Here is a 26,017-nt window from a genome sequence, read left to right on the forward strand (position 1 = left end):
TTTTATGCCTCCTTATTAATTAACGAATTCAGATCAGCAAGCAGCTTTCTAATTCTCTCATTTTCCATCTTTAAGCTTACCTGATTTACAACCATTCTTGCAGATAACGGACAAACTTCTTCTAAAACTTCCAGTCCGTTTTCGCGAAGGGTGCTTCCGGTCTCGACGATATCAACGATCACCTCCGATAAGCCAACGATCGGCGCAAGCTCGACCGAACCGTTTAATTTGATGATCTCAACCGTCTGGTTCTTCTGATTATTAAAATAATCTTTTGCAATATTCGGATATTTGCTGGCAACTCGGATGATCTCATTTTTCTTCAATAATTCTTTTGCTTTATGAGGACCGCAGACACACATCCGGCATTTGCCGAATCCGAGATCCATTACCTCGTACAGGTTTCTGCCTTCTTCTAATATCGTATCCTTACCAACTACACCAATATCTGCTGCACCGTATTCTACATAGGTTGGTACATCTGTTGCCTTTGAAAGGAAGAACTTCAGCTTCAGTTCTTCATTTATAAAAATCAGCTTTCTGGTATCCGGGTCTTTCATCTCATCGCAGGTAATTCCTATCTGTTCAAGCAATGCAAGGGTTTTCTTTGCAAGTCTGCCCTTTGCAAGCGCAAATGTTAAATATCTCATTGATTTATCTCTCCAATCTATCCATCGATCAAATTCTAATTTTGAATTTCTTTCTGCTTTTGTCCGCTTATTTCAGGGATGCGATTGCCACCTCATTCTCATCACCGGACACAAGATCAAATACCTTGACCGTATCACTGTTTTCAAAATAAAACAGTCCGGAGAAATGCTCTCTTTTTGCATATTCCAGATAATCGTCCACTGACTTTCTGACAGATTTGCGTATCAATTCAATCTTCTTATCATTCTGGCGCAGAGACTTACCAAGGCTGATCGCAGGCTCCTGATTCTCGATATCATAGAGAATGATCGTATTCGAATATTCAACCGAAACCTCGATATTCTGTCTGGACAGTGCCATGATCAGTTCTTCTACGGTAAATGCAAAACCAATAGACGGTGCATCTTTGCCGAACTGCTTTAACAGGTTATTATATCGTCCACCTTTTACAACTGCATCTCCGGTTCCGTAGGTGTATCCGCGGAAGATCACGCCGGTATAATAGTTATAACCATTTAACATACTGAGATCAAAGCCGATATATTTGTCATATCCATAACAGCATAACGCTTTATGGATTCTCTGTAATCTGTGAACGGCTGCAAGTGATACCGGATTCGTAACCAGCTTCTCTGCTTCCTCTAACATGCATTCTCCACCGAATAAAGAGTCAAACGCAAGAAAGGCTTTCTTTAAAACAGGGCTCATATCCAGCTTCTTTAAATATTCCTCCAAACCAAAGAAGTTCTTGATATTGATATATTCTTTGATCTGAAGCTCCTCAGCTTCTGTAATTCCGGCTTCTGCGACGATTCCCTTAAAGTAATCGATCTGCCCGATCTCGATCTGGAACTCATCGATTCCAAGTGCCTTAAAAGAATCAACAACGGTTGCAATGATCTCTGCATCTGCCGCAGATGAATCATCATTTATAAGCTCGGCACCGATCTGTGTTACTTCCTTTAATTTACCCTGTAATTTTCTCGGGTTTGAATAAGTATTACCGGTATAACACAGACGGATCGGTAACTGTTCGTCCTTATAATATTTTGCTACACATCTTGCAATACTCGGTGTGATATCGGGGCGTAATACCAGTGTATTATTATCACGATCAAAGAATTTGTACATTTCATTTGACGGTGCAGATCCCTTATCACGGTTAAATATATCAAAATATTCAAATGTAGGTGTCTCTATATCATGATAGCTGTATAACTCCAGAGTATGATGCAGTTTTTCAATAATCTTTCTTTTCTTTTTACATTCTACATCATAAGTGTCTCTTACTCCATCCGGAGTCTGCAACAGTTTGTCCTGCATCTTTTTTCCTCCTTGTATCCACATATCGCTTTACTACATTGAAGTGATAACATGGTAATTAGTTATTTCAACAACGTGCTCATTATAGGGGAGCAGTCGATATTTGTCAAGATTTTTTCCTGAACCCTTATGCTCTTAACTGCAAATCTTTATCGAGAAGCTCAAGATAATGAACCAATGCACCGTTTTTTGCATGAATAAAGAAATCCGGATTCAGTTCTTCATATTTGAAATTCTTTGCATGTCCCTCATTCACGCGATCCATATAAGTCTTTAATTCCGAAAAACGTAAATAGTAATATTTGTTTCTATGCGTAAAAAATATGATCAGGAAGCTGACTCCCTGCTGTTCCTCATACTCTTTCATAAAATGATACTGATGCTCATGTATATTCTGTAAGGAAAACGTATCAACCGCACATTCCTTCGCATCGAAGCATATCGGAATGCCCTGTACGACACCGATGTAATCGACCGTAGAATCTTTTTCAAAATACGCCAGTGTGATCTGGCTGCTGTCTTTATCCATACGGATCGGTTTGATCGGAGTCGGGATCTTCTGGACAACTGCCAGCTTCTTTTCCCGATAATATTCATTTGTATAATTAATCAGTTCCTCAAGTGAGGAACCACGAAGTCCTCTGGAATTCCAAGTTGCCATCCGATTCTGCCTCTTTATCTTTATCTGATTCTGATCTTACTAAAGTTATTATCCAAATTACCCAAATAAATCTTTTTCGATCGTCCGAAACGGTTCCGGAAGAAATGCCGAATACTCTTTCCCGCCCAGATAAGAAAGCGGACCGTCTGTTTCTTTAAATATAATGTTTCCGCAATGAAGAAGCTGATGCTTTACATGATAAGAATCTGAAAAATACCGGTTCACTTCAGGTATGCCATACTTTGTATCACCGACTACCGGGTATCCCAGATGCTTTAATTGCGCACGGATCTGATGAGACTTACCTGTGATAAGCTCAACCTTTACCAACGTATAATCATCATTTTTTTTAACCGGATAAAAGATTGAATGGATTTCTTCACTCTTGCCATGTTCCCATGGGCGATCCGATATCCGGACTTTGTTTTTTGCATTATCCTTCTGTAGATAACAGGTACTGTCAAGCTTCTGCGTCAGGCGTCCCCGTACAAGTGTATAATAATATTTATGTAATAGATGTTCTCTTATAATTCTGGATAATTCCTGACTTCCGGTAAGACTCACCCCACAAAGAATGAGTCCGGATGTATTGCGGTCTAAACGGTTGCATACAGACGGACGATATGTTCTTAATTCTTCAGTTGTGATATGACCACTGTCGAGCAGATAGTCGATCAATGCTTCATTAAAGGAGTAGTCATCTTTTGATGCTTTCTGTGACAAAACGCCGGCCGGCTTATCTGCGATCAGAATATTTTCATCCGAATAGATGATCTCGACCGGAATCTTCTTTTTAGAGGAAGTGCTGTCTGTCCCGCTGACATCTTCTCGGAAATTGGCGATCGTTTCATCGGACATATAGATCTGGATCGTATCTCCGATATAGATGTATTCGTTTCCTTCAATTTTCTTATTGTTCAATTTGATGTTTTTCTTTCGCATCATCTTATAAACAAAGCTTGACGGTGCCTTATTCAGATATTTCAAAAGAAATTTATTTACACGCTGTCCTGCTTCATTCTGCGATATAATGATCTCTTTCATGTCCGGCTCCTATACACCAAGTTCAAATATTTTTTCACGCATAGACTGATCCTTTACTACGTAATCTTCATCCGGTTCTTTGATCGTCTCTGCCTTTTTTATAAATTCATCTACGGTTAACGCTGTAATAATGACATACGGTTTCTTTATCATTTCAAAGGAACGTGCAATTTCTTTTTTCAGGAATTCCACATCAGGAATCTTCTTATCAAATGCTTCCTGATACAAGAACAACATTCTGCCATCCCGTACGATCACGGCAGGGAAAAACATCATTCCCTCGTATCGACTGATTGAGATATCATACAGGATGCCGTCCCGGTTCTCATAATGGATCCCTTTTTCTATTTTCTTGTGTTCTTCCTCTGTTAAAGGCTTGAATTTGGAGCACATGATAAGTGCTACGATCTGTTTGGCAAATGGCAGGCTGATCAATATCGGAAGTATGATGATCAAGGTTTTTGTTGTTTTAAACATGACAAGCGAAAGAATTACTCCTGTAAGGATCATAACGCCAAGTATAATAATACTGGTTATGATTTTTTTCTTATGTTTTTTTATATATCCATACTGTCCTTTTTCCATTGTTTTTGTCCTGTTCTGTTTTTATTATAATGTTCTTCAAATCCCCGGTAAATCTTTGTATTAACCGGATATCTGTCTCTATTTGATCATGGAAACGATCCAGTCATTCGGCAGCAGCTTTGTTACGACCTTGAACGCTTTCATCGTTATGCTGTAGGTAGATTCTGTCTTCAGATAATATGCATCAAATAAGGCACGTTTTACTACATTTTTTGCTTCTACACGGAACAATCTTTTAAATGCCTTTGTATGGGAATATTTCTCGGCTACATCAAAAAACTCAGTATTAACCGGTCCAGGACATACTGCTGTCACTGTAATGCCTCTGTCCTCCAATTCTTTATTTAATGCCTTGGAAAAGCTTCTTACCATTGATTTTGTTGCTGCATATACAGCGAAGGATGGCTGTGGCAGATATGCCGCAGATGATGCAATATTAATGATATTGCTCTGTTCTTTCATATATGGCAGAGTAATCTTCGTCATGGCAACTAAAGCCTTACAGTTAACATCGATCATTCCTGTAAGTTCCTCGCATACAACATCCTCTACATGTCCCATAATGCCATAACCGGCTGCGTTTACCAGAACACGCACCCATGGATGCTCCTTTGCAAGCATCTTCTTATAGGATTCAAGATCATCCTGCTTTGTTACATCCAGCGGAAGAACAATAACCTTCTTGCCTTCAATCTCTCTTTCTAAGGCATACAAGCGTTCTGTACGTCTGGCAATCACCCATATTTCATCTATCGTCTTATATTTTTCACTGATCTGAACAACAAACTCTCTGCCCAGTCCGGAAGAAGCTCCGGTAACGACTGCTATTTTACTCATGACATCATCCTCCATCCAGATAAATACTTATTTTTTAACGTTCCGTTTGTATTTTTTGCCCATCCAAGCGGATATCCGTCCACCAGAACAAGCACATATCCATTTTTAATTTTCTGATCCGATGCTTCAATCGTCTCGCCTTTCAGATATCTAAAAACACGGTCATCTGAAGAAGTCAGATTTACTTCATTATCAAACTGTCCCTGCCGCAGATACATGGCAAGTGACTGACTCGGTTCAAACCGGTTCTTCTTGATCTCGCCAAGGAACAAGCCCTGTCTTAACATCCGAAGCCCAGATACATCCGGCATACATTCTGCCATGTAATACAGTCTTCCGTTATTTTCCTCAATATATGCAGACTTAATTCCTGCATCAGCCGAAATATGTGTAAAAAATTCTTCTGCATTTTTATCCGGCTTACAGCCTCTGTGTATCCATGACTGAAACACCTGTGTCTGCTCTGCCTCTTTTTTATGGATAAGTGCAACGAAATGGCCTTCCCCTTCGATATGATGCGGCCATAATCTTGCACATTTCTCAAGCTCTGCATTTTCGGTCTTTCCCCATGCCGGATTTCCATTGCAAAAGCCCGGATACTTCGGAACTTCGATTAATTCTAATGTATCATCCAGTGATAAAAGATATTCGATTGACTGTTCATTTTCTTCCGGAGAAAACGTACAGGTCGAATACAGCATGGTTCCGCCCGGCTTTAACATTTTTACAACTTCATTTAAAATTCCTCGCTGTAAACCGGCAAATAACTCAACGCCATTGTTCTCCCACGCTGTTACCATTGACTGGGATTTACGGAACATTCCTTCACCGGAGCAAGGCGCATCAATCAAAATTTTATCAAAGGTCTGATAGAATTTTGTGCTCAGCTTATTCGGAGCTTCACTTACCACACACATATTACCGATTCCAAATAATTCCAGATTCTTTAGCAATGCCTTGGCTCTGGAATTACTGATATCATTTGAGATCAGGAACCCGGTTCCATGAAGTTTTGCTGCAAGCTCGGTTGATTTACCTCCCGGTGCTGCACAGATATCAAGAACCACATCCCCGTCTTCAACAGGAAGAATACTCGCCGGTGCCATCGCACTCGGTTCCTGAATATAATAAAGCCCTGCATAATAATATGGATGTTTGGATGGTGTACATGCTTTATCATCATAATAAAAACCATTTGTTGTCCATGGTACAGGCTTTAATTCAAATGGAGAGATCTTTAAGAAATCTTCCACACTGATTTTATTTGTATTCACACGAAGTCCATGATGCATGCCCTGATCCAGACAATTCATATATGCTTCATATTCGTCTCCTAATTGTGTCTTTATCCTGTTTGTAAATGACTCCGGTAAGTTCATAATCTATAACCCCTGTGCTTTGTATCCTTCTGCGATAATATCAAGCTGTTTGGAAAAATCCTCCAGCTTTTCCAGATCATCCTTCTGGTAAATATCATAAAATTCATTCTGTATCTTTACAACCTCTCGCTGATTACCGACATAATACAGATTTTGTATATTAGTCAGTATATCTGCTACTACAGATGCCTTATAATTAAATGAATTCTGTGCATCCATAATCTCGCCACGGACAGATGACATCTCTTTATCCAGTGCAACGGTTGCATTTGCTGCATTTAACAGTTTTTCCCGGATATGCTCCGGCATATTGTGACGATATTTATACTGAAGAGAATGTTCGATTGTCGCCCAGAAATCCATTGCCATTGTACGTATCTGGATCTCTGCCTGGATTGTCTGCAGTCCCTTGATCGTATAAACATCATAATTCAGTATAATATGATAACTTCTGTATCCGCTTGCCTTTACATTTGTAATATAGTCTTTCTCTTCTCGGATTGACATATCCTTGCGATTTCTTATGATCTCTACAACCTTGTAGATATCCTCTTCAAACTGGCACATAATACGGATTCCTGCGATATCATCCATTTCTTCCACGATATGATCCATCGGAATATGTTTCTTCTGCATCTTATCTAAAATACTTGAAATTCTTTTCACACGTCCAGTCACATTCTCGATCGGAGAATACATTCCCTGACTGCGGTAATCTTTTATGATATGCTTAAATTTCAGAAGCAGTTCATCTACTGCCTGCTCATATGGAGATAAGATCTCCTTCCATAATTGTATTTCCATGAATAAAATGCCTCCTGCCAATTCTATCTATTCATCATCATGGGATACTCTGGTGTAAAGGAAATTATATTCATCTGCACCCGCCTGATAATCGGGATACAGATTATATAATTCTTTTGCAAGCTCATATGCTTTATCATAATCCTGTATCTTCTCATAATATGTGATCTCCTGTAAACGGAGTTCCTTTTGGAATGTGTTATCACTGGCCAGACCATTATTGATATAGCCGTATGCGTTATCCAGTTCGCCGATACTGATATAATATGCCGCATATTGTGCATACAGATAAGAATTATATCCATATTTTTTTATATACTTCTCATAATTTTCAAACATATGCTCGGAATCATTCATGGAAGCATAACAGGTTCCGATATAAAGATATAATTCCGGATAATCTTTAACATACTGTTCCAGAACCGGAAGTGCTCCGGCATAATTCGAATCTGAGAAATCCGATAACGCCTGAGCAATTTCCTGCATCTTTTTCACATCCTTCTTATCCGCTGATGTCTTCTGAAGGATCGTATCGTATTCATCTACCGCTTTTTTATAATCTGCAGTTTTCATATAGATATCTGCAATATAAAGTCTGGTATTCTTATCCTTGTTTTGAGAAAAAATCTGTTTTTCCGAAAGAGCTTCTGTGAATTTATCAAGAGCTTTGTCATATTCCGAATTCTGATAATATGTAAGTCCTTCATCAAAATACCGATCTTTATGTGATATTAATTTTGAAAGAATCACAACAGCAGCAAAAATAATGATCGCACATGCAAGCAAAAATATAAATACTTTTCCAAAATCAATATTGGATCTTTTCTTTCTGCGTCGTCTTCTGTTTCTTCTTGCCATATCTGTCGCTCCTGATTAGTGATGGAATAAACGGATACCTGTAAATACCATTACCATTCCATATTTATCACATGCTTCGATCACAAGATCATCTCTGACAGATCCACCCGGCTGAGCAATGTACGCAACACCACTCTTCTTCGCACGTTCAATGTTATCTGAGAATGGGAAGAATGCATCAGAACCAAGTGTAACATTCTGATTTCCGGCAAGCCATGCTTTCTTTTCTTCTGCTGTGAATACTTCCGGCTTTACCTTGAAACGCTTCTGCCATTCGCCATCACGGAGAACATCCTCATATTCATCACCCATATATACATCGATCGCATTATCTCTGTCTGCACGTCCAAGTCCATCAACAAACTGAAGTCCCATAACCTGTGGAGACTGACGAAGCCACCAGTTATCTGCCTTCTGACCGGCAAGTCTTGTACAGTGGATTCTGGACTGCTGACCGGCCCCGATACCGATTGCCTGCCCGCCCTTTACATAGCATACAGAATTAGACTGTGTGTATTTTAATGTGATCAGTGCGATCTTCATATCGATAAGAGCTTCTTCCGGTATATTTTTATTCTCTGTTACAATATTGGATAAAAGATCCTTATCAATATTCAGTTCATTTCTTCCCTGTTCGAATGTAATTCCGAATACCTGCTTGCGTTCAATCTCAGCAGGAACATAATTCTCATCGATCCGGATAATATTATAATTACCTTTCTTCTTCTGCATCAGAAGTTCCATAGCTTCGTCTGTATACCCGGGAGCAATTACACCATCTGATACTTCACGCTTAATGAGACGGGCTGTATCCGCATCGCAGACATCTGACAATGCAATGAAATCACCAAAGGATGACATACGGTCTGCACCTCTGGCTCTTGCATATGCGCATGCAAGTGGTGACAGTTCGCCCAGATCATCTACCCAGTAGATCTTTGCAAGTGTATCTGTAAGAGGAAGTCCTACTGCTGCACCTGCCGGTGACACATGCTTAAAAGATGTAGCTGCCGGAAGTCCGGTTGCTGCCTTTAATTCTTTTACAAGCTGCCAGCCATTAAATGCATCCAGAAAATTTATGTAGCCCGGCTTACCATTTAATACGGTAACCGGAAGATCACTTCCATCCTCCATATAGATTCTTGATGGCTTCTGATTTGGATTGCATCCGTATTTTAATTGAATTTCGTTCATTCTGTATTTCCTCCAGATTCGTGATAATTACTTGTTCTTATTGATGATTCTTGTCTCATACTTTCCTGTTGCGATATCGATATATCTGACAAACAGGGATACCTTATTGTCTTCATTCAGGCTTTCCCATACCATATTTGCAAATGTATCGATATCACCTGATATACCAACTAACTTCGGTTCTCCCTCAAAGCTTGGAAGTGGATTGTCATCATGCATATATGTATGAATAAAATGTCCTTCTCCGTTTGCGGGATTCTCATATGAAAATGTATATCGGTTGCATGCCGACGGATCTCCGTTATTGCTCTTTAAGATAGACATTGCATAGTCATACTGTCCGCCTTCGATATGCATAACTCCGGAAATTCTCGGTGTATAGTTTGGACCGTCCGGTTCAAACTCGCGGCATCTGAGTGACTGTTCAAATGTAAGCTCTTTATCCATTCCATCATAGATCGTATCGGTCTGATCACCATTTGTTACGATCGTCCGATTGCCAAGAACCCGAACCGGTGCGTAAATGATAAGGCTTGGATCCTCAAGCTTGGATGGATCAAATGCTTCTGTACGGATTCCTTCGCCCTCTGTAACAAATACACGATTTCTGGAATTCACACTTCTACCCATGATAAAGTATGCGGTAACTGCCTTTGTTCCGTCTTCCGAACGTCCGATCACGATTCCTCTGCCGGGATAAGAATTACCCTTAAGTTCCTCTGATAATGATAACATTTTCATTTGTAAACCTCCGTTTAGTAAATTAGTCAATTCATGTACCCATTTATCTGGTCGCTGTCTTTCATCTTATAATAATATGCTTTCTTTTGCAAGCGTTTTGGACTGCATTCTTATCTACTGAAACTGGCGGATTGCCTGAATCAGCTCGGATTTTGGAACTGCTCCCACAATTTTCTTTATGACTTCTCCATCTTTATATAATAAAAATGTCGGAATCGATGCAACTTTGTTTGCAAGTGCAAGTTCCTGATTCTCATCTACATCCACCTTGTATACCTTTACCTCAGGAAATTCGTCAGCCAATTCTTCAACGATCGGTGCAACCATTCTACATGGTCCGCACCAGGTGGCCCAGAAATCAACCAGCGTAAGTCCCTTTGCCTTTAAAACCTGATCTTCATATTCTTTTTCATTTAAATGTATAACTGCCATAGTAAAAACCTCCAATTCGTCATTCGTTAATTATACAGACATCTCAATCATCTTACATCTGTACTTTCAAAAAACATTTCTAACAAGTAAGTGTTCTTGTATTATAGTATACATTCATTTTCCTCTATCATACATTTATTTGTCAACTCATTTCACGGAGTTTTAATAAATATCTACATTTGTCATCTTGTCTGTCAATTCTATGAACGCCAGCCGGCAGACAGGAATTTATATAAATCTGATTTCTGTATAATAACCGATACACAAAATGCGCGCTGCCACAAAGGGAAGCGCGCATCGTATTGTATGTGTATTATATGTTAGCCTTTATAATTATGCATTTAAGAATTCTTTGCTTGTCTTGACCTTCTTGTTTGGATCCGGACGGAATAACAGGAAGAAGAAAGCAACGATGATCAGGATTGCTACAACAGTGCCGATACCGAATGAGCATGCACCTGTGAAGAGTCCTGCAATTCTGTAAACAACAAGGGATACAAGGTATGCGAAACCACACTGATATCCGATTGCAAACCAGAACCATTTTGCACTGTTCATCTCTCTCTTAATAGCACCCATTGCTGCGAAACATGGAGCACAGAGTAAGTTGAATACGAGGAATGAGAAACCACTTGCTGTTGTGAATGCTTTTGCAAGCTCGCTGTATACAGTGCCTTCCCCACCACCATAAAGGATACCCATAGTACCAACGATGTTTTCCTTAGCAACAAGGCCTGTAATAGATGCAACAGTTGCCTGCCAGTCGCCCCATCCCTGTGGCTTAAAGATCCAGCAGATTGCTCCACCGATCTTAGCTAAGATACTGTGGTCGATCTGATCTTCTGAAAGCATCTGGAATTTACCATCCAGAATACCGAAGTATGTTGTGAACCATACAAGGATTGTTGAGAGGAGGATGATGGTACCGGCCTTCTTAATGAATGACCAGCCACGCTCCCACATACTTCTTAATACAGAACCGATTGTCGGGATATGGTAAGGAGGTAACTCCATAACGAATGGAGCAGGATCTCCTGCGAACATCTTTGTCTTCTTTAAGATAATACCGGAACAGATAATTGCTGCAATACCGATAAAGTAAGCACTTGTAGCAACCAGTGAAGATCCACCGAAAATCGCACCTGCGATCATAGCGATAAACGGAACCTTAGCACCACAAGGAATAAATGTTGTTGTCATAACTGTCATACGACGATCTTTTTCATTTTCAATTGTACGAGATGCCATTATACCAGGAACACCACAACCTACACCTACAAGAATAGGAATGAAGGACTTTCCTGAAAGGCCGAATTTTCTGAAGATACGATCCATGATGAATGCGATACGTGCCATGTAGCCACAGTACTCAAGAATTGCAAGTAAGATGAACAATACAAGCATCTGAGGTACAAAACCAAGTACAGCACCAACACCGGCGATAATACCGTCAAGGATCAGTCCCTTTAACCAGTCTGCACATCCGATCTTGTCAAGACCTCTTTCCGCAAGATCAGGAATAGACGGAACGAACACACCATAATCAGCAGGATCGATCTCTGCCATTTCTGTCTTGTTGAAGTATTCTACTGCATCTAAATAAGACATAGCATTTGTCTTATCTTTTTTTGCACCGGCAGGTACTTCTGAATAATATACATCGATATCGTAAGTATCAAGAGTTTCTTCATCTTCCATCTGATACTTAACACTTGCTTCTGTATTTGTATTTGCTTCGATAGCTGCCTTTGTTGCGTCAACATCTATTGCATCTTCATCATCTGCTACAAGTACGCCATATGCATCAAGTGCATTTGTAGCTGCATCGTAATCACCGGATGCCTCTTCATAATCTTTGGTTCCGATACCAAATAAATGGAAACCATCACCAAACAGATTATCATTTGTCCAGTCTGTGCACCATGCACCGACTGTTGACATCGCAATATAATAAACCAGCCACATTACAATGATGAAAATCGGAAGTGCAAGGATACGGTTTGTAACGATCTTATCAATCTTATCTGAGGTTGTAAGCTTTTCGCCCTTTGTATTCTTCTTCACACATTTTCCGATGATAGATGAGATATATGCATATCTCTCACTGGTGATAATACTCTCTGTATCATCATCAAATTTGTCTTCCAGTGCTTTGATCTCATCTTTACAATCCGGAACACTGTCCATCTGCTCTGCAATCTTTGTGTCTTTTTCAAGAAGCTTGATCGCAAAGAATCTCTTCTTTCTTTCTTCAACTGTAAGCTTTGCACTTACGCTGTCGATTGCGTCTTCAACAGCCTGATCGAAGCTATGTACACGCTTATTCTGTACTTTCTTCTGTGCTGCCGCAACTGCTTTTTCTTTTACTTCATCAATTCCTGTACCCTTTAATGCAGAGATCTCTACAACCTCGCATCCAAGTGCATTGCTCAGGTTCTTGATATCGATCTTGTCACCATTCTTCTTTACAAGATCCATCATGTTAACTGCCATGATAACCGGGATTCCCAGCTCGATCAACTGTGTTGATAAGTACAGGTTTCTTTCGATGTTCGTACCATCAATAATATTGATGATCGCATCCGGATATTCCTTGATCAGATAATTTCTGGCAACAACTTCCTCTAATGTATATGGAGAAAGTGAATAAATACCGGGAAGGTCAGTGATGATAATATCTTTGTGACCCTTTAATTTTCCTTCTTTTTTCTCTACTGTAACACCAGGCCAGTTACCTACATACTGGTTTGAACCTGTAAGTGCGTTAAATAATGTTGTCTTTCCACTGTTTGGATTACCTGCCAACGCTATTTTAACTGACATTTTTATGCTCCTTCCTTTTTGTCTGTCATTTTCTATGATTCATCAAATAAGTAAATCATCTGCTTCGTTGTATGTAGGATCGGTACGATCCACACATTTATTCAACAACGATCATTTCGGCATCTGCTTTTCTTAAAGAAAGCTCATAACCACGTACTGTTACTTCAACCGGATCACCAAGCGGCGCAACTTTTCTGACATAGATTTCTACACCTTTTGTGATTCCCATATCCATGATACGTCTCTTTACAGGCCCTTCGCCAACAAGTTTTGTTACCTTAACTGTCTGACCGACGGCAACCTCTCTTAATGTCTTCATACCATTTCGCTCCTTCTTTTTTCTTTATACATATAAGAAAGTCTCCACATATTCAGACCGGATTCTGTGACGGCTTTTCTTCTTATACATTTGTGTATATAAACAATTGCACCGGCAGATACCAATGTGCAAATACTTATATTTCTGTTTTTTCGGCATACTTATACCATAATTTTGGCTGCCATATCTTTTCCGATGGCAACTCTGGAATCTTTTACATTTACGATCATATTACCGTTTATCTCTGAAACAACTGTTACTTCTCCACCTACGACAAAACCAAGCTTCTCAAGAAACTGTCTTGTTTCATTTTTTCCACCAACTTTGGTAATGGTCTTTGTTTCTCCAATATTCATAAAAGTTAAAGGCATCATATTCCATCTTCTTTCATAATCGTATAAATTTATCATTAAGCAATATGCTGTTTCAAATTTCATCGTTAGTATATACTAACCCTCATTAGAAGTCAATAACATTTTTTAGAAAAAAATAACATCATTTAGAAGCTTGTAACGTATCTTAGTCGTATATAACAAAGCTATATTCTTAAAATGCAAATTTATTTATTATGCTTGACATTTTCATGTGGTTAGTTTAAACTAATTACGATTATAAAATTGAAAGGTTGGATTATTATGGAGAAATATATAGGTACTATTATTGTTGCTGCTATTATTATACTTGTGTGCGTACTTGCGATCCGTTCAATGGTAAAAGATAAAAAATCCGGAAAATCTGTTCAGTGCGGAGGAAACTGTAACAATTGTCACGGATGCCATTAGTTTTATCTTTCTTTCATTTGAACCTTATTCCGGTTTGTGATATAATTTTTTGTAAATAAATTTTTAATGGGGTAAAGCTATGTTAACAACGAATGAATCAGTTGAAAACTATCTGGAAACAATATTGGTATTAAGCAAGAAGTTGCCTGTTGTCCGTTCGGTTGATATCTCAAACGAACTTGGTTATAAGAAATCAAGCATCAGTGTTGCTATGAAGAATCTTCGTGAGAACAACTACATAACGATGAGTGATGCAGGGTTTATTTCACTCACCGATTCAGGAAAAGAAATTGCTGAAATGATATATGAACGACATGAACTTCTCTCTGCCTGGCTTATACAACTTGGTGTTGATCCCGATATTGCATCTGCCGATGCCTGCAAGATCGAGCATGTGATCAGCAAAGAAAGCTTTAAAGCAATTAAAAATCATGTATTAAGCGGAGCCAATCACTAGCTTTTCTAGTGACTGGCTCTTTTTATGTGTTCCTTACGGCTCACATTTCTAACGGATAGAATTTTCTACACATAAAGTTCCCCAACCGATATATATGTTTGGATACTCTCTCGCTGATTTTATCCTTTTTGCTCCGCGGATCAACGAAGCCTTCAGCTTTTCTCCATACAGAAACGGATCGTTTCCGTTTACAATTCCCCACTGCATCAGCAAGCATGCAGATCCGGATACAAACGGAACAGCCATAGATGTTCCCGATGCAAAGGAATAATCATTTCCCGGATATGCAGTGTAAATATCCACACCGGGTGCAGCAAGATCCGGTTTGATCCTGTCATTTGCCGTATAACCTCTTCCTGAAAAATATGCAAAATCATCCACATTCTGATCATAAGCCGCTACCGTAATCAGCCCTTCGGCAGTAGCGGGAATCGTAAGTGTCCCAAATTCTGTTGGATTCAGGAATTCCACATTTCCTGTAAGACTTGCCCGAATCGGCAGATAGGCATCTATCACCCCACTAACAATTTGCTTCGGGTGAATCAAGACCTTCCACTGCCCTTTATCTATATAATTTTTCTGTCCTTGAAATGATACAAATATTTCCTGATTACGGTTATACGGATTTGGCGTTCCATAGATTCCTTTTACAAAAGTGTTTCGATAGGATCCTGTTCCGATGTTTTGCGACTCACTTAAGGTCAGTATGATGTCTCCGTTTGGCGCAATGATCACAATATCAAAGCGGTCATTATAATTTTTCCATAACTGAAGATTAAATGAAGCTACATAGTCGCTTACAAGCAGATCAATCATACGATATGAAGTATTTCCGAGAATTACACGCTGATGCCTTCGGTTGATCGCATCATTTCCTGTTCCCGTCGATATTGAGCAGATAGCAAATCTGGACACATCGTTGATATAATTTTCAAGCAGCGAATCACCTTTATGGGAGCCGTAATTATTTCCATAACTGAGATTTATCGATATCGGTCGATTCATTTCGATTCCCGTCCGAATTGCATAGTCAATTCCAAGGATAAGACCAAGTGTAGTTGGGAGCTTAGATGCGGTATCGCTTCCGATCTTTACAACCAAAAGCTCTGTCTGAGGAGCAACGCCAATATTCGTACCGGCCGCAATAGCCGCAACCTGTGTTCCGTGCCCGGAACGATCCTCAGATGGAAGAATTCCTGCATAACTTCCATCCAGTATTGAATTCAATTCTTCATTTGTATAAATACGTCCCAGCTTATAAGTATTTGCATATGTATCCTGATATACCGCCTGCTGATCCCAAAAAGATAAAATTCTGCTTTTTCCATTCCTGACAAATTCATTATGTCTATAATCAATTCCCGAATCAATAATCGCAAAGATTGTTCCGTCACCATCCAGGCCGTAATTATTGATGAAAGTTCCGGACAGACAGGATGCATACTGAGCATAAGACACCTGCTGTTCCACACTTTTCGGTTTATCTATATAGATAATTCTGGGATCTGCTGCAAATGCATTCAAATATGCTTCTGAAATCTCAATAATCGCATAGCCTGCCAACAGATAATATATCTGCATCCGATACCGTTCCACCAGATCAGATATATCATCATTATATCGAATCAAAAGCTGCCATGTATTCTTCTCGGAACTGTATCCGATATACAGCTCTGCCTCGCTCTCGTTGTATGTATTTCTTGTCGATATCGCAAGCTCCAATTGCGTATCAATATTATTTTCCATTTTCAACTTCCACCCTGTTTTCAGGTATAATCTTTATCTGTTAATCATATGTTTTTTTACAGCAATTTAGAATATTCAAATCATTTTGTAAAATGTTGTTAATTGTTTGAAAACATCGAAAAATATAAATAAAGTTAGAACTTTTCCACATTATCAACAGATTTATACACAAAAATAAGATTTTCAGTCTAAAAAACAGGTATTTCATCCTATATTTATCCACATTTGTCATATACAGTCGGGATTCCTTGTTTTCAAATTCCCTAATACGACGAAATATTTCCCTGTATGTATATATAATTGCATTTGCAAAATAAAAGAAAGTAAATCATATGAACTATTTTTTTAATTTATTTATAGGCAGAAAACATCAGACAATACAGGCAAATGGCTTTATGGATACCGGAAATACCTTAAAAGACATTTCAACAGGAAAACACGTCGTCATTGCATCCCCTGAGATCATGTATGATCTTTTGCCCAGACAATACCATTACATTGTATATGACTACACAAACGGCACCCAGTCTTTCGATCGAAAATCAGCTTTATCAATGCCGGAAGGCATCCATCTGGTTCCATACCGGACAATCAGTTCTGAATCGGACCTAATGCTTGCTTTCGACTGTGATTTCTTCTTTATTAACAATCGGCTGATTCGAAACCGACCATTGATCGGGCTTAGCAGGCATACTTTACAAATCAGTCATATGTCCAAATGCATATTATTAAATTCAGCATATTTGAGAAAGGTAAGAAAAAATGATAAATACATTAGCAAATAACGATTTTAAATTTTCAGTGGTTTCAAATATTATGACTTTATTACCTGTATCCCGAAAGGATGTCCATTACATAGGCGGCTGTGATGTACTGCCGGCTCCTCTTGAACCTTATGAAGAAAGTGCAATGGTTGCAGGTCTTGGAAACGGCGACGATCAAGAAATCAAAAAAATACTGATTGAACGAAATCTCCGTCTTGTAGTTTATATTGCAAAGAAATTTGACAACACCGGAATCGGTGTGGAAGATCTGATCTCGATCGGTACGATTGGTCTGATCAAAGCTATCAATACCTTTAAATGTGATAAAAATATTAAACTGGCAACATACGCCTCCAGATGTATCGAAAATGAAATCCTTATGTATCTGCGCAGAAACAGCAAGCTTCGTATGGAGATATCCATCGACGAACCGCTAAATGTTGACTGGGATGGCAACGAATTACTGTTATCCGATATTCTCGGCACGGATGAGGATACCGTCTATCGAAATATGGAAACCGAGATGGATCATTCTTTATTGGAGACCGCCGTCTCACATCTGTCGGAAAGGGAACGAACTATTATAGAACTGCGCTATGGTATTAATACTATCAATGGGATAGAACGTACCCAGAAAGAGGTGGCCGATCTTTTAGGGATCAGCCAGTCCTATATCTCAAGATTAGAGAAAAAGATAATAAAGAAATTGAAAAAAGAGATTATGAAAATGAGCTGACACCATCTTAATGATGGTAATCAGCCAACTTTCTCTTATAATCGTCTACCATCCGGCGCATCTTCTGATAATCTTTTTCTTTCAGATCACCGGATGCTTTAAAATCCTCTACCATCCGATCCAGTTCCTTTAAAGCATCATGAGCCAGATCTTTATAGTTATTGGCAAGATTCATATTCATTTCCGTAAGCTTCGCGTTCAACTGTTGTTTTATATTACGTTTCATCATTGTTTCATACCTCATTTCAGGAAATAATTATTGACACTGTTTTTACCATGTGTTACTATTACAAAGGTTCACAAACGCCGGCATGTCGGAATTGGCAGACGAGGCAGACTCAAAATCTGTTGGTGGCAACATCGTGCGGGTTCAAGTCCCGCTGCCGGCACTTTCTAAATTTTTCCCAACTATGAATATAATTGAAAAAAGCTAGGTTTTAAGCCGTTTCTAGGCGCTTCATATTGTATCACATATGCAATTAAATGTAACATTTTGCCCCTAAATTGCCCCTTAATGCAATATGTTTGCCCACCTTTTGTCCACCAGATTTGGTGGCTTTTTATTTATATGAGACTTAAGCTGCTCTGCAAATGTAATTTCGTATCCTATCGGTGCGCTGTCCCTGTTACTGTAAGCGGCTGCTGTTATCAATCTTCTTTGCAACGACTACAAACCGTCCATTATCTGTATGATATGCACAGGTTGATAATGTCAGCAGGTGATCACCATAAGAAGCTGTTTCTTCTATTGTATATGGTGTATTTACTTTTGCGCGGCTTACATAATCATCAAATGCTGTTTCCGATTCGGCATTAATAAAACTATATATATTATAATGCTCTGTATCATCTTCCGGATATGCCTTTGTATAAAAGGCTGCAATCACGGTATAAGTACCCGGTCCATCTAAAGTATCAAAAATGATCGTCTTATGTTCCTTATAGAAATATTCATCCTCATATTTTAACAGATCGTGAAACATGCTTCCGGCTTTCATATTGTGACCATACAGGATAACATTATCAGATACTTCACCTGTCGGGCTGCAGTTTGCCGCTGCAAATAAAGTACCTGCCGCACTGTATTCTCCATTAAAGTTTCTGTGAATATAATACTCCTCGTCATTCGGCGTATACATAACCGGATAATCGATCCTCGTTCCATAGATATAGAGCCAACCGATAAAATCAGGATTCTCCTCATATACCGAAGCATATTTTTTATAAACCTGCTTCTTCTGTACTGTTACATAGACAGGTTCTCCTTTATCATCTGTGCAGTCACCATCTTCTACCGTTTCCTTAATAGCCGAAAACGCTGTCTCCGCTTTATAATTCGTATAAAAATAGATACCCAGATAACCGCCGCAGCCAAGGAAGACCAGAATACACAGCACAAGTATGATATTTAAAAATAATCCATTCTTTTTTTTCATATTTTTTAACGAATCATCATAATCTGAATTCTGATCCGGCTGTCTCTTATCCATGTCTGCCTTTTCTTTTGATTCTTTCATTCGAATCGAAATCCTCCTTATGTAATTTTTATACAACTGTAATTTATTATTATAAAGTAAAAATCTGACTATTTCTAAATAAACAGTCAGATTTTAAACCTTAAAAATACTTTCTGCTTCCCCAAAGATTATTCCGTTTCAGTTCTACATACTCTGCATATGCCTGTTCCAGAATATCCTTTTCGTTCGGAAACTTCAGAAGGTGGTAGGCTTCATGATACTTGTAGTAACCGGAATCCACAAAATATTCTTCACGCTGCGGTTTGCTGTAATAGCTGTCCGCCATCATCAGATACCAGTGTACATCCTTGTTTACCACATCAAAAGCAGTATTAAATGTATAATTGCTTTTTCCTACATACTTAATAATAGATGCGCTAACACCTGTCTCCTCTTTTACTTCTCTGAGTGCAGTCTGGTTATGCTCTTCACCTTTTTCAACTGTACCCTTCGGGAGAACCCATCCTTCATATTTGTTTTTGTAGTTTTTGTACAGTAATAATACTTTTCCTCTGAAGATTACCACACCTCCGCAGCTTGTTGCTTCGATCACAGCAAATCCTCCTGTCTTTTCGGTGTTGTAAATGCTTCAAGTTCTACTCACATTCGACTACGAATAAAACTCTGAACCGACTTACATCTGCCAGCCCTTAATTGGTTATAAGTATATCAGTATTACTGCATTATTTCAAGCTGATTAATCATAATATGCATCAAATATCTTTCTGGCTATGGACGTCGCCGAAGTTCCTGTATTACTCGCATTCTCCACCAGAACGCAGACAACCAGATCAGGATTGTTAATATTTGAAAACCCGATAAACCAGGAATGGGAGTCCTTATTTTCATTAAATTCCGCTGTTCCCGTTTTGCCGGCTACCGTATAATCTGCGCCTGAAAAATAATCAGAAGCTGTTCCATAGTCCGTAACAGACCGCATAAGATCCGTTAATGTCTGTGCCTCTTTTGCGGAAATGATCCTGCCATAAGAGCTCTTAGAGAATTTCTTTACAACGCTTCCGTCACAATTCTCAATTCGATCCATCATATACGGCTTCATAAGAACACCGCCATTTGCGATCGTACACATGATCATCGCATTGTGAAGCGGCGTAATCAATGTCTTTCCCTGCCCGATCACAGTCTGAGGAATCAGAGATTTATCTGTCTTTGATGTCAGTGAATAGCTGGATTTATAATAATATCCGTCATACGGGAGTCCTTTATTATACAGAAAATCCTCACATAGCTTGTTTAAAGCATCCATATCAAGCTTTGTACCTATATTGGAAAATGAAGTATTACAGGAATATGCAAGTGACTGTTCCAGATCCACCGTTCCATGCACTTTATGATTATAACAATGTATGGATACACTGTTAAAGATTCCCTCACCCTCACATTCATAAGAATATGATTTGTAATTTGGATTTTCCCTGATATATTCAAGGGTTGTAAGTATCTTAAATGTAGATCCCGGTGGATACATTCCCTGTGTTGCGCGATTTAACAGGCACGAACTATCTGAATTTGCTGTTTCTTCTATAACAGATGAAATCTGGTTTGGGTCAAAATCCGGTTTGGAAACCATCACCTTGATCTTACCGGTAGACGGCTCTATCGCAACAATCGCGCCATCATTGCTTCCCAGTGCATTATAAGCTGTACTCTGAAGATCATAATCTAATGTAGTTATAACATTATTTCCCATGTTCTTTTTATTTGATAATGCATGGTACACACGATATAGGATATTCTGATTCGAGGTCAGCAGATAATAATTTGATGCCATCTCAAGTCCTGCCTGACCATTGCTGTCATATCCGACTGCATGGGCGAACATATTGCTGTACGGATAAACTCTTGTTTCATTTCCATCGTCATCTGTCTTTGTCTCCGCAAGAACAACACCATCATCCGAAATAATCTGTCCTTTGATAACTGTCTCCGCATACAGGTTCTGTCTTTTATTGTAGGAATTTGCGATATCAGAATCTGAATCCACGATTACATATTTGATCAGATGCGCCATCATTCCGATAAAGATAAAGACAACAAAATATGTCACTATAAGTACAGGAACGTTCTTTTTATCATTTTTCTTTTTTTCGATTTCTTCTCTACTCCCCTGAGAATACTTCTTCATGATTGCTTTGTTTGTAGATCGTTTGTTCTTCATTGCCACCAACTCCATTATTTTCAAGTACACAGATTCCCTGAATAATACCAAACAGGAATAATGTGCTCACTACCGAACTTACACCATAACTGACAAGCGGAAGTGTTACACCGGTAGAAGGAATAAACTTCGTTACACCGCCAATATTTAAAAATGTCTGGAATATAAAACATATTGTAAATCCAAATGCTACATTTTTATAAAAAGTATTTCTTATCTTCATTGAGATATTAATAAAATAAATAAAACAACTGATATACATAAGGATCAGACAAAGTGCAAAGATTACACCGAACTCCTCACAGATTGCTGAAAAAATAAAATCACTGGATGCAACCGGTATCGCAGTCGGTAAACCTTTTCCCAGACCGCGTCCTTCCATTCCACCCGATCCAATGGCGAATAACGACTGACAAATCTGATAACCTGCATCATTAATATAAGAAAATGGATCTAACCATGCATTGATTCGGGTTGTCACATGACTGAATTTGTTCTTAAATATCATATATCCTACAGTTGCAAGAACCGCCGCGCCGCCAAGTCCTCCAATCAGGATCATCGTCTTCTGTGTTGCAAGATATACCATCATGATAAAGATCATAACAAAGATAGCCGCACCACCAAGATCCTTTTCTGCAACAAGCACCAGCATAAATAATCCGGATACAACCGTGACCTTTATCAAATCCTTAAAACTCCTCGCTTTATTAAGCGCACTTGCAAGGAAAAATACAAATATTATTTTAACAAATTCCATCGGCTGCAAAGAGATCGATCCTATCTGGATCCAGTTCGTAGAACCATATTTGGATACTCCAAGAAACGGAATAAAGACCGTACTTAGGAAACCGATTCCTAATACTGCATAAAAAATATCCCAGTTCTTAAGATTCTTGCATTTGACAATAACAAGCGGAATAAATGCAGTAATAACTAATGTGATCGTAGCGAAAGCAAACTGCTTTTTTGCCAGATCAAAATCCAGTCTAGTCAGCATAACATATCCGATCAGAAGTAAAAATGACATGTTATTTGTGATCAATCTGGATGATTTCTTATATATTCCGTGATAAGACACCATATATACAATGGATACGATCATCTGTAACAGATAAAAAATAATAATACTGACTGTTTTATATTTTAAAAACAGGGTCAGATAACACAGAAAATGTATGATAAATACATAGAAAATCTGTACATTAAGTGCATGATTTTTTTTATCTTCTCTTACAGGCTTCAAGACCGTAAAACATTTAACTGTATATAAAAGCATAAAAAATATAATCAAGTATTTTGAAATTTCAGTAATTATTGTTGTCATTATTCAATACCCTTTATATAATGTCCTCTTGTATAATCTAACTCATCCGATTCTATATCAGTTTCACCGGTCTGAATCTTTTCCAATCGATCCATGACCTTTTTCGTCTGATCTACGGATTCAATCGTAAAATCAATCAAATATTCATTGGTTATATCAGTATTTCTGTTATTTGTCAACTGCTTCACATTATCTGTCGGTACGCCGTTATAGATAATTGAATAACAATCTCTGCAATTATTTACACTGAAAAAGCGATTACCCTTTTCATCCCGGAACGAAAAACGCTTGCTTCTGTTATAACCGCAACCATCCAGATAATTATTGATAAAGCACTGTGCCGTGATCATTACCGGCTGATATCCGTATAACCGTTCTACCGTACCGGTACAAAGACTTTCTAATTCATGATGAGTCAGTTCCACCGAGCCCACGAATATTACATTATCAAATGTATCCTTATAGAAGCGAATTGCTTCATCATTATAAGCATACAGGAAAGAATCTAACAGAACAGTTCCCTTATATCCGTTTTCTTTAAGAAGTCCCAGTTCATCTATATTTTTTACATAGATTCCATCTGTCATTCCGGCCAGAAAATAAAGATCCTTCATGTTATGCTTTTTGTTTTCACGTAAGATATCAGGAAACGCCACATAAATCTTCTTCTCACTGTTCATCTTCCCGACTTCTGCTTCACGTATTATATTATAATCGATAATGATATGACGTACAAATTCATAATTATTAACAATTTGAAATTGTTCCATTGTTTTTACAGACACATAGCAACCTGCAGCTCTTTTAAGATCGGTTTTCATCTCATTCTTTCGCTTGATATCTTCCCGACTGTTATATAGTGGTTTCATCTCATCTGATACCCTTCGTCTATATCGTCCGATCAGCGCCTGCTCCAACCGGCGAACAGCTTCCCGCCTTAATACATTCAGACTTCCAAGAGATATAAAGATATTCTCATCGCATTCTGATTCCAGATAAAAGTTAAAACCGGTTCCTCCTGTTTTTGACAGCTTATCTATGATCTGCGTCACCTCAACCGGACGTTTTGCAGCCTGTGATACACATTCTCCTTTAACTTTTACCGAGATATCGTCCACACCTGAAAACAGCTCCAAAGTGATCGGCTCTCCGATTTTTGCTGTTACCTTTCCATAAATATCCGTCTGTTTTTCTTTCTGTATAAAACGTACACCGATATCTTCGATCAGCGCATTGTTTCTTGTCCGGTATACATGCATATCTTTTCGAATCTGCCGGAGATTATTCGCATTCAGTCGAATCTTCTGTCCTGCCTGTGCAGTTACATTGGACGTCAGTTCAATATTCTGTTCTGTACCGGTACGGATCTCCAAGACATCTTTTGCCTGAATTCCACGTTCCAGACGAATATAGACAAATGGTGCTTCCACCGCTTCTACTTTACCGATTAAAGTTCCGGTATGATTCGGGCGCTTGTTCGCAAGCATTTCTTTTCCGTTCTTCATATAATAATAACCGGATGAAAAACCGCCCCGATTATAGATATCCATTAGCCTGTCTGTATGATATGCGATCCGCTTCTCATTCAAATGTCCGTTTATACATTCATCTGTAATCTCTGAATATGCATGAACCGCTGCAGCCACATATTCCGGTTTCTTCATTCTGCCTTCAATCTTAAAAGAGTCAATACCCGCCTCAATCAGCTGTGGCAAGCTTGCAAGTGTACACATGTCCTTCATGCTGAGTGCATATTCATGATTAAATTGTTTGCTGTTATAAGCCTTTCTGCAAGGTTGTGCGCAACGTCCACGATTGCCGCTTCTGCCGCCTGCAAAACTGCTCATCAGGCATTTTCCGGAATAACAAAAGCACATCGCCCCATGTACAAAGGTCTCTATCTCGATATCAACTGCTTCTTTTATAGATTTTATTTCATTTAATGATAATTCCCTTGCAGGAACAAATCTTGTCATGCCCAGATTTTTAAGAAATTCTGCCCCGTAAGTACTGCATACACTCATCTGCGTACTTCCATGTAAAGGCAGATCAGGATATGCTTTTGAAAGACTTCTTATAACACCAACATCCTGTACAATAATCCCATCTACACCTTCCCTGTAAAAAGGGTCAAGGTAAGGAATCAGATCTTTCATTTCACTATTTTTAAGCAAAGTATTAACTGCCATATATAACTTCACATTATGAATATGGCAGTAATCAATTGCTTCCAGTAATTCTGTTGTATCAAAATTTCCCGCAAATGCACGAGCACTGAACATATCGCCTCCGGCATAACATGCATCTGCACCTGCATTTACTGCAGCTTTCAATGATTCCATCGAGCCTGCCGGAGCTAAAATCTCAGGTCTATTTAACATTATTTTCTGCTTCCAACTTAATTATTTCTCTCTGCAAAGCGTTGACTTTTTCTTTGTATTCGTCAATCATCTTTTGCGCAGATTCATACTTAATCTGTGTTTCGATCACTTCATGTCTGAGATCATAGATCTGCTTGTCCTTGTCATCATCCTCCGTCAGCATCTGATTCACCTGAAGCTTCGCTTTGAAATAATCATCTGCGATATTAAGTGCAAGTAATACACTCTGATATTCCGCATTAAAACGGCGATAACTTTCGGAAGACTGACACTCCTGAATCTTACCATTGATATAAGACGCTACATTCTGGAGATATTCTTCACTTTCAAATCCGCTCAATGTATACACTTTATTGTTAATAACCACCGGGATATCATTTTTCTGTGACATAACTCTCCTCCTTTATATATTCATTTTATTTCTTTTATATTTGTTATATCCGTGCATATCATGCAGGTATTTATTTTTCGTTATTC

Annotated in this window: 26 protein-coding genes and 1 tRNA gene; 4 read left to right on the forward strand and 23 right to left on the reverse strand. The window is 38.7% G+C overall.

Translation table 11 applies throughout. The features are described 5' to 3' along the window. Positions 1-2: 2 nt before the first annotated feature. The 15 genes from hisG to DWW43_RS08875 all read right to left on the reverse strand — a co-directional run bounded on the left by hisG (position 3) and on the right by DWW43_RS08875 (position 14,025). Complete coding sequence (gene hisG, locus DWW43_RS08805) at positions 3-650, reverse strand: ATP phosphoribosyltransferase (RefSeq protein ID WP_008400808.1); 648 nt, start codon at positions 648-650, stop codon at positions 3-5. Between the two features lie 67 nt (positions 651-717). Further along, positions 718-1,974 carry an ATP phosphoribosyltransferase regulatory subunit gene (hisZ, locus tag DWW43_RS08810; protein WP_243104443.1) on the reverse strand — a complete coding sequence of 419 codons (1,257 nt, stop codon included), beginning with the start codon at positions 1,972-1,974 and terminating at the stop codon, positions 718-720. Between the two features lie 127 nt (positions 1,975-2,101). Further along, complete coding sequence (locus DWW43_RS08815; protein ID WP_008400805.1) at positions 2,102-2,635, reverse strand: Holliday junction resolvase RecU; 534 nt, start codon at positions 2,633-2,635, stop codon at positions 2,102-2,104. Between the two features lie 57 nt (positions 2,636-2,692). After that, positions 2,693-3,679 carry an RluA family pseudouridine synthase gene (locus DWW43_RS08820; RefSeq protein ID WP_119963332.1) on the reverse strand — a complete coding sequence of 329 codons (987 nt, stop codon included), beginning with the start codon at positions 3,677-3,679 and terminating at the stop codon, positions 2,693-2,695. A 9-nt stretch (positions 3,680-3,688) separates the two neighbouring features. Then, on the reverse strand, positions 3,689-4,264 hold the full coding sequence (locus DWW43_RS08825) for a hypothetical protein (protein WP_119963333.1): 576 nt from the start codon (positions 4,262-4,264) through the stop codon (positions 3,689-3,691). Positions 4,265-4,342: 78 nt separating this feature from the next. Beyond that, complete coding sequence (locus DWW43_RS08830) at positions 4,343-5,101, reverse strand: SDR family NAD(P)-dependent oxidoreductase (protein ID WP_044944953.1); 759 nt, start codon at positions 5,099-5,101, stop codon at positions 4,343-4,345. Then, the gene (locus DWW43_RS08835; RefSeq protein WP_008400801.1) at positions 5,098-6,480 is read right to left on the reverse strand and encodes an RsmB/NOP family class I SAM-dependent RNA methyltransferase; all 1,383 of its coding nucleotides are present in this window, start codon (positions 6,478-6,480) and stop codon (positions 5,098-5,100) included. Before DWW43_RS08835 ends, DWW43_RS08830 begins: the two co-directional genes overlap by 4 nt. A 3-nt stretch (positions 6,481-6,483) precedes the next feature. Then, complete coding sequence (locus DWW43_RS08840) at positions 6,484-7,284, reverse strand: GTP pyrophosphokinase family protein (RefSeq protein WP_008400800.1); 801 nt, start codon at positions 7,282-7,284, stop codon at positions 6,484-6,486. Between the two features lie 27 nt (positions 7,285-7,311). Then, positions 7,312-8,142: a hypothetical protein gene (locus tag DWW43_RS08845; protein ID WP_119963334.1), complete on the reverse strand. Its 831-nt coding sequence runs from the start codon at positions 8,140-8,142 to the stop codon at positions 7,312-7,314. 15 nt (positions 8,143-8,157) lie between these two features. Further along, positions 8,158-9,336, reverse strand: coding sequence for a phosphoribosylaminoimidazolecarboxamide formyltransferase (locus tag DWW43_RS08850; protein WP_008400796.1), 1,179 nt, complete (start codon positions 9,334-9,336; stop codon positions 8,158-8,160). A gap of 27 nt (positions 9,337-9,363) precedes the next feature. Continuing rightward, positions 9,364-10,077, reverse strand: a complete 714-nt coding sequence (locus tag DWW43_RS08855; RefSeq protein WP_008400795.1) for an IMP cyclohydrolase — start codon at positions 10,075-10,077, stop codon at positions 9,364-9,366. 114 nt (positions 10,078-10,191) lie between these two features. Beyond that, entirely contained in the window at positions 10,192-10,509 is a 318-nt protein-coding gene (trxA, locus tag DWW43_RS08860) for a thioredoxin (protein ID WP_119963335.1), read from the reverse strand. Between the two features lie 333 nt (positions 10,510-10,842). After that, the gene (locus DWW43_RS08865; protein ID WP_119963336.1) at positions 10,843-13,332 is read right to left on the reverse strand and encodes a ferrous iron transporter B; all 2,490 of its coding nucleotides are present in this window, start codon (positions 13,330-13,332) and stop codon (positions 10,843-10,845) included. 97 nt (positions 13,333-13,429) lie between these two features. Then, positions 13,430-13,651 carry a ferrous iron transport protein A gene (locus DWW43_RS08870; RefSeq protein WP_008400791.1) on the reverse strand — a complete coding sequence of 74 codons (222 nt, stop codon included), beginning with the start codon at positions 13,649-13,651 and terminating at the stop codon, positions 13,430-13,432. A gap of 161 nt (positions 13,652-13,812) precedes the next feature. Further along, the gene (locus DWW43_RS08875) at positions 13,813-14,025 is read right to left on the reverse strand and encodes a FeoA family protein (protein ID WP_117807586.1); all 213 of its coding nucleotides are present in this window, start codon (positions 14,023-14,025) and stop codon (positions 13,813-13,815) included. Positions 14,026-14,286: 261 nt separating this feature from the next. Between DWW43_RS08875 and DWW43_RS08880 the strand changes: the two genes are divergently transcribed. Further along, entirely contained in the window at positions 14,287-14,433 is a 147-nt protein-coding gene (locus tag DWW43_RS08880; protein ID WP_008400788.1) for a FeoB-associated Cys-rich membrane protein, read from the forward strand. A 79-nt stretch (positions 14,434-14,512) separates the two neighbouring features. Next, the gene (locus tag DWW43_RS08885; RefSeq protein WP_119963337.1) at positions 14,513-14,890 is read left to right on the forward strand and encodes a metal-dependent transcriptional regulator; all 378 of its coding nucleotides are present in this window, start codon (positions 14,513-14,515) and stop codon (positions 14,888-14,890) included. 48 nt (positions 14,891-14,938) lie between these two features. Here DWW43_RS08885 and DWW43_RS08890 read toward each other — a convergent pair whose 3' ends face one another. Then, complete coding sequence (locus tag DWW43_RS08890) at positions 14,939-16,636, reverse strand: S8 family peptidase (RefSeq protein WP_119963338.1); 1,698 nt, start codon at positions 16,634-16,636, stop codon at positions 14,939-14,941. Positions 16,637-17,398: 762 nt separating this feature from the next. Here DWW43_RS08890 and sigE point away from each other — a divergent pair. Continuing rightward, positions 17,399-18,136 (forward strand): RNA polymerase sporulation sigma factor SigE, encoded by a 738-nt coding sequence (gene sigE / locus DWW43_RS08900; protein ID WP_008400784.1) that lies wholly within the window; start codon positions 17,399-17,401, stop codon positions 18,134-18,136. A gap of 7 nt (positions 18,137-18,143) precedes the next feature. Here sigE and DWW43_RS08905 read toward each other — a convergent pair whose 3' ends face one another. Then, positions 18,144-18,365, reverse strand: coding sequence for a hypothetical protein (locus DWW43_RS08905; protein ID WP_243104444.1), 222 nt, complete (start codon positions 18,363-18,365; stop codon positions 18,144-18,146). A 76-nt stretch (positions 18,366-18,441) separates the two neighbouring features. On the opposite strand from DWW43_RS08905, the gene DWW43_RS08910 reads away from it, so the two are divergent. Beyond that, positions 18,442-18,525 (forward strand) — tRNA-Leu (locus DWW43_RS08910). 237 nt (positions 18,526-18,762) lie between these two features. On the opposite strand, the gene DWW43_RS08915 is transcribed toward DWW43_RS08910, so the two are convergent. The 6 genes from DWW43_RS08915 to DWW43_RS08940 form a co-directional block, all read right to left on the reverse strand. Continuing rightward, positions 18,763-19,653 carry a class B sortase gene (locus tag DWW43_RS08915; protein WP_243104445.1) on the reverse strand — a complete coding sequence of 297 codons (891 nt, stop codon included), beginning with the start codon at positions 19,651-19,653 and terminating at the stop codon, positions 18,763-18,765. Positions 19,654-19,753: 100 nt separating this feature from the next. After that, positions 19,754-20,206 carry an NUDIX domain-containing protein gene (locus DWW43_RS08920; protein ID WP_008400781.1) on the reverse strand — a complete coding sequence of 151 codons (453 nt, stop codon included), beginning with the start codon at positions 20,204-20,206 and terminating at the stop codon, positions 19,754-19,756. A gap of 144 nt (positions 20,207-20,350) precedes the next feature. Next, positions 20,351-21,832: a penicillin-binding transpeptidase domain-containing protein gene (locus DWW43_RS08925; protein WP_243104447.1), complete on the reverse strand. Its 1,482-nt coding sequence runs from the start codon at positions 21,830-21,832 to the stop codon at positions 20,351-20,353. Next, on the reverse strand, positions 21,774-23,159 hold the full coding sequence (locus DWW43_RS08930; protein WP_119963340.1) for an FtsW/RodA/SpoVE family cell cycle protein: 1,386 nt from the start codon (positions 23,157-23,159) through the stop codon (positions 21,774-21,776). Before DWW43_RS08930 ends, DWW43_RS08925 begins: the two co-directional genes overlap by 59 nt. After that, entirely contained in the window at positions 23,159-25,540 is a 2,382-nt protein-coding gene (locus DWW43_RS08935) for a U32 family peptidase (protein ID WP_119963341.1), read from the reverse strand. The genes DWW43_RS08930 and DWW43_RS08935 overlap by 1 nt, the downstream gene beginning before the upstream one ends. Beyond that, positions 25,530-25,931 carry a cell division protein ZapA gene (locus DWW43_RS08940; protein ID WP_008400777.1) on the reverse strand — a complete coding sequence of 134 codons (402 nt, stop codon included), beginning with the start codon at positions 25,929-25,931 and terminating at the stop codon, positions 25,530-25,532. Before DWW43_RS08940 ends, DWW43_RS08935 begins: the two co-directional genes overlap by 11 nt. Between the last annotated feature and the right edge of the window lie 86 nt (positions 25,932-26,017).

The sequence above is a fragment of the Clostridium sp. AF15-41 genome, assembly GCF_003604095.1.
Lineage (GTDB): Bacteria > Bacillota > Clostridia > Lachnospirales > Lachnospiraceae > Coprococcus.